Genomic DNA, 6,294 nt, shown 5'->3' with positions numbered 1-6,294 from the left:
GTGCTTACCCCTACTACGGTTACTGTTACTGTTGTAGGTGTGCTACAATTGCTGCTATTAGCTCGCTCGCACAAGTAGTAAGTCATAGTATAAGTACCGCTTGACGTGCCTGTTGGAATAATGACATTACCAGTACTTGGGTCGATACGTGGCGTTGTAGCGCTTGTAGGTGTAGCCGTATGGATAGTTACACTCGCTACCGTTGGTGTTTGTCCGCCGATACCATCATTAGTAAGGATATTACCTACTGTTGTTGGGGTGGTAATAGTACCCGTTACGGTATATTCTTCGCCTACTGTTGTTATCGGTACTGCGCCTACCACTACAGTAGCCGTAGCGGTATCGCAAACAGTAACTGCTGCTACTGTTTTGCATATCTTGTAACCGATTTGATAAGTGCCTGATGCAGTGCCTGCAGGGACGGTTACCGTACCATTGCTATTAAGTGTTGGGGTTGCCGAGCCTGCTACTCCGCTAGCAGGTATAGTTACCGACAAGCTCACAGTACCTACAGTAGCTGTTTGAGTTCCTACCTTATCGTTATCTAAAACAGTACCGGTAGTAGTAGTTGCTACTGCGCCGTGGGTAACGGTAAAGGTATCATTTTCAGCTTTTATATTTACTAAGGTAATAGTAGTTGTTTTAGTAAGCGTATTACCATTTGGATCTTTTGCTACAAAAGTAACTGTTACGACCCCTCCGTTAGGAGCGTTGCAAGGGTCGGCAGGTTTTACAGCGTTGTAGTCATTAGTAATACTCATTACATTGCCACAGCTATCGGTAGCGGTAGCGCTATTAAGCCAAGTATTGATACCTGCAGTATTATTACAGCTCACCACTAAAGGAGTAGGAGGTGTAAAGTTCATAGTTTGAGGGGTTACTACTACTGTTACTGTTTGGGTAGCCTCACAACCATAGTTGCGTCTTACTTTAAAGGCATAGGTAACTGTAAGGGTAGTAGTAAGTTTTGCTCCGTTATACAAGAATGTAGGTGTAGCTACATTGGCAGCAGACAAGTAATTAGTAGCATCTGCTGGGCTTACGGCTGTCCAATTATAGCCAGTATAGGTAGCTGCAGCAGCGGGATACGCAAGGGTAAGGCTACTAGTTTCACAAGTAGTAAAACTTTGGGTCAGGCCTTCTATAGGAGTAGGTGCTAAGAAAGTGCTATTAACATCATCGCAAAGGCATACGTTGTTTTCATTTTTAATCACCAATAATAACCTACATACTTGTGAGGCATCGGTTAGATGTGTAAAACTTTGTTCGGCAGAAGTAGCTCCTGCAGTTAAGTTTAGAGTAGCTGTAGTATGAGTAGCCACTAAGGTGTCGGCTGCATCGACTAAACCATTGTTATTCACATCGTAGTACAGATTAACAACGACAGGCTTATTGCTAAGAGTAGCTGAAGCAGTAGCCGCATTGGTAATTTTATATTTAATGCTCAGTTCTTCTTTTCCACTTAGGGCTTTAGAAGTTACCTTTACATCGGTAAATGATAGAGAAGGGCGTTCGTTATCAACAGTTATAGTACGTTCGGGCGAAGTACTTACGACAAAAGAAGGGCAAGCTGTTGCGCCACACATTACCCCAGAGATGGAACCTGTTGCAAAGGCTTTTAGTTCTTTAGGGTCATCACAACCTAACAGGGCGTCAGCTTTTTGTCGGATACGGATGTCATAGTCAAACCAATCGGCATTTTTCATTTTTTGAGGTATATTGACTACGACTTCATATTCATTTCCTACCATTCTTTCTTCAGCTGTTTGGCGATTAGGATTAGCCCAAACTACAGCAGGAGGGTTGTATTGTGCACTGCGTTGTGTTATGTTAAGCCATAGTAACTCATATCCTTGAGGGATACGGAATCGCAAACGCCCATTAGCACCGGTTTCGAAAGAACTAGGGTTTGTAATAGCATTAATAGTAAGTCTTGTACGATAAGTAACTCCGGCACTGCAAGCAGAGCCATTACCACTTATTTTTTGGAATGGTGTTAGAGCTATTTTATAGTCATTAATATTTACATTATTGATACCTGCAATAATAGCACTACTTCTATCACCAAGGGCTGGTTTTCCACAAAGGTTATTACCATCGACTTCTATATTGAAAGATGAACCAGCAGAGAAGTCGCAATCGGGAGTTACTTTGAAAGTAAGTTTTAGCTGACGTTCATTTCCGTTAGCAGCTGAAAGTGTACCTTTCAAAGCACCATTAGGCAAGACAGCACTCAGGTCGTAAATATGTTTGTTACCATTTTGGCTATAAATAATTTTATTAGCCCCAGTACCTACGGTATAGATAGTACCACTATTGAGGGGGTACTCTATTTGGACATCGGAGAAGGTAATACCAGCTCCTTGGGTAACTACTAATTTCACATCGTAAATATTCCCCTCATCGGCACTATTGATAACGTAGCTATAAGGAGTAGCGGTACACATTGGGATAGTGTTGCTATGCCCACCTTGTCCGGGGTTAGTGCTCGCAGGGGTTATCTGTTTATAGGTTTTAGCAACTATTACCTCAAAGTTTTTCTTATCGTCGCTACAAGCCTCTCGGTAGCCCTTAGTAGGGTTGCCTGAACAGTTCCAACCGGCGTGTAACTCGAAAGGCAACTTATTAAAGCTGCAGTTTGTTACATCGTAGGTAAGGCGGAAGTATTTACCTGTATTGTTGATAGTTTGATTTAGGAAGAACATTTTTTCGTTAGCAAGAGATGCTTCAGGAGTGTAAGTATTGACCACAGAGCCACCTGCGCCACTTAGTTCTTCTAATTTGACAATGCTAATACCTGTAGCATCGGGTACTGATACCCACGCATTTGGAGCAGGTATAAGGCCTGATTTTAGCTGGAATTCTAATTGCTGTTCGCGTTGTATAGCTTTAACAGAATAAGCACCTGATTGTATAGCTATTGTAGGTTTATTGGTATAGCGAATAGGGCGGTTATACAGATAATCGGTCACTTCTTGTTTTTCTGTTGTACCGCGGTAATGGTAATAGAAATCTTCGAATTCTATATGAGAATCTATTCTTTCGCCTGCAGCCGCTGCAGCCTGATCATTATTGTTGAAAGTTCTTCTCTCTCTTGCCTTGCAAGAGGCTTGAATTTTTGGTCGTATCCACTCACTATACTCGTTCTTTACGGCGATCATTCCAGGAGGTAAGTGACCTGCTTGTCCTTCAGGTTTATTCACATAGGTATAGACTCTGAAGTTACCTTCTTCAGTAACTTGGAAATCGGCTAAAGGAATGTTAATAGTGTTTTTAACAACACTACTGCTTTGAGCCTTAATCAAATATTCGTAAACAACAGGCTGTGTAATACTATAAGCCAAAGGCATTTTGATAGTAATTTTCTTGATAAGGCGGCCTGGACGGAACTCGTTAGTAAAGTAAGTACCATCGGTATTGAAACGGCGAGAAGCGTATATAAGGTTATAGCCTAACTCTGTTTCTTCACAGCCACTAATATCATAATTATTAGTAGCCAAGATAGTTCTGGTATCAGCGACATAGAAAGTAGGCACTAACTTAGTGCCACAAGCTCTTGCATTGGTATGCAGTGCTTTTGCGGCATTGATAGCTGTATCATTTTTATTAGCTAAGGTGTAGAAGAAGGATTCGTCTCCAGCTTGTCGGGTAGTACCATCTTCATTGCTTACATTACCGCTTTTCACTTGGTAGGTAGCCACTACAGAGAAGTTTTGGTTAGCAGCAAGGTTGCCACCAGGCAAAGCACTGGTAAGGTTCCAACGGAAATAGTTACCAGAAGCATCGTTTGCTCTGGTTAGAACACCTGAATCGTTAGCTGATAACACCGTAGTAGCACCTCCTATGGTTACTTTGATAAATTTAGGTTCTAATACAGTTTCAGAAGTTACGGCAGCGTAGTAATAGAGGTTATCAGAGGCAATATTGGCTTGCGTTCCTTCGGCAAACACTTCGATATCGTCTAAGTACAGAGCGCGTTGGCGGTCTATAGCAGAGACAGCGGCACGTGCTACGCGGGCAGTCATATTATGGTCAGTCCACCCATAGGAATTATCGGCGCGTTCTACATAAGTGCGGTTCATTACGGGACCATTAGCCGAGCAAGGGCTAGGGCAAACTGTAGGTATATTTTTAGTTTCGCACACTACTGGAATTTCGCAGAAGTTATTGGTAGTACCTATTCTGTCTAAATAATAAAGGCTATATGTGATATTACCGCCAGTTCCGTGACAGTTTTCTAATACCATTTCATAGCTAATGTAGCCTCTATCTCGAGAGTTAGTAGTATAATCTAGCACTCCACCAGCAGGTACATTGCTGAGGGGTGTGTTTGAGATCTCTGTACCATAGGTTCTGGTTTTATGATATTTCACATTTTTGAGAGCTACACCAGGAGGTAACTGTACGTGGTATCTGAAACGATGTTCGTTTACAGTCATTGAACTTCCTTTCACGCGTTCTCTTATACTTGAGTCAGAGAAGTTGATAGCGGCGTAGAAATAGCCCTCAACAGGAACATTTTGTACTAACTGAACAGGTATTTTAGATCCATCGGAAACATTGTCGAAAGAGCGTCTGAAGGTATTATCACGTACGTTTTGAGCAGCAGAGGTAATGCGCGTACCTTTGCAGACATCATCGTATTGGAATTGGGTTTGAGGCTGAATACTAAAAGCTTCGGCGCCCTTGCCTTTTTGCAAGCATTTTATACCTTGGTTTTTGACCCAATCGAAGCAGATTTTTATTTTGGCACCTACTTTCATATCATCGGCATACCCATCGCCGTCTTCATCGGTAAGACCTATATTTTTGCCTGCTAAAGCGGTAACTTGCAAAGCAGCAGCATTGCTATAATCTATAGAATAAACAGAGCTATTAGGACCTGTTAATGGCAGAGGGATTTTATTGCCGTTGCTATCAATAATATTGACATTAGCGGGCTTAAACTCGCGGTCGCTACTCCAGCTTAGTAGTTCGTAGAGCAAAGTATTGAGGTTGTAGGCAGTTCCGTTAGGAGTACCTTTATTTTCGTAGGTAACATAGAAAGTACCTACGGTATTACCGCACAAACCATCGCGCCACTCAAAATAAGTATTCTGGTTGTTAGTGTCTAATACTATATTAGGTGTACCCATATTGATATTAATAGCCTTTGCGTTGTTAGCGCTGGCAAATAGATTGTCTTTATCGGCGCCCCAGTAGGCTATGTATTTTATTTGTCGGTTAGGGTCGCACTTAGCTACGGTGTAATTTTCGGAAATGGTAATAGTACCATTCTTAGGCAGACCAGCAGGTACGGTAGCTTTGTAGAGAGGTTTGCCTGCATTAGGCAAACCTGCAGGGACAGTACCTACCTGCGTGAGGGTAGCCCCATTGTAGACAACCCTATTACCTGTAACATTAGCGGGGTAATCAATAGAAAAATAAATTTCTTTTACCTTTCCTTCACCCCCATTGAGGATAGTAAAGGTTTGAGTACTGGTACCCAAAGCATTATTGTGGCTTGAGGGTACTTGTACAGTAAATACAGGTATGGGCAACTTGTAGGTGTTGTCATTATCGATAGCGGTATTGCCCGCTATGGTAAGTTTTACTGCATCGGAGAAGTTATCGCCATTTCGCAATTTAGCCATTGCAGCTTTGGTAACCTTTCGTTTGATTTGCAAGGTTACAAGCGTACCCCCTGTAGAGGAGATTGTAAACACAGGTTTTGTGTTAGTTGAGCCAGCTTTGAGAGTAACAGAACCACCCGTAATAGTTTCTGAAGCTGCTACGTACTGAATTCCGTCAGCGAGCGTAACCTCTACTTCTGCAGAAGTTTTTCCTGCTGGCATATTGAACTGAATTGTTAGTATTCCCGCTGAAAAGTCGTCGGTATTAGCGAAGTGCACAGGGTTTTCGGCTGATGCACTAACAGCTATCTGTGCAGACATTGCAATAGGGAAAGATAATAAGATAAAAGTCACCCACTTAAATAGGTGTTTCAACATTTTTTTCTCGTTCATTTCTCTTGTTTTTCCAGTTAATAAAATAGTTTTTTTTATATGTGAAATAACTTAGTTAAAGGTAAATTTTGGCAAAAATACAACTTTTTATTTAGCGAGTATTTTTTTTAACATTTTTTATATTATATACACATCAAAGGGAATTTGTATAAAAAACTATTTTTATTGGAGAAATTAGTACATTTTTTTATTTTTGGGTAGTTTATTGGACATCTACTATTCGGTAAAAGTTCGTTTATCGTTCGCTCTTAGTATATCCTTCCTATATTGTTTGTATAGGGTAAGTGGC

General features: G+C 41.3%; 1 protein-coding gene. It reads right to left on the bottom strand.

Annotated elements, in window-relative coordinates:
* Positions 1-6,005: hypothetical protein (locus tag C8P65_RS10300; protein WP_107782728.1), on the bottom strand; the 6,005-nt coding region annotated here is incomplete at its 3' end.
* Positions 6,006-6,294: the final 289 nt, after the last annotated feature.

It is taken from the genome of Capnocytophaga leadbetteri (assembly GCF_003054025.1).
Taxonomy (GTDB): Bacteria; Bacteroidota; Bacteroidia; order Flavobacteriales; family Flavobacteriaceae; genus Capnocytophaga; species Capnocytophaga leadbetteri.
Note: the sequence above shows the minus strand (reverse complement) of the source record. Positions and strands in the feature narration are given on the sequence as shown.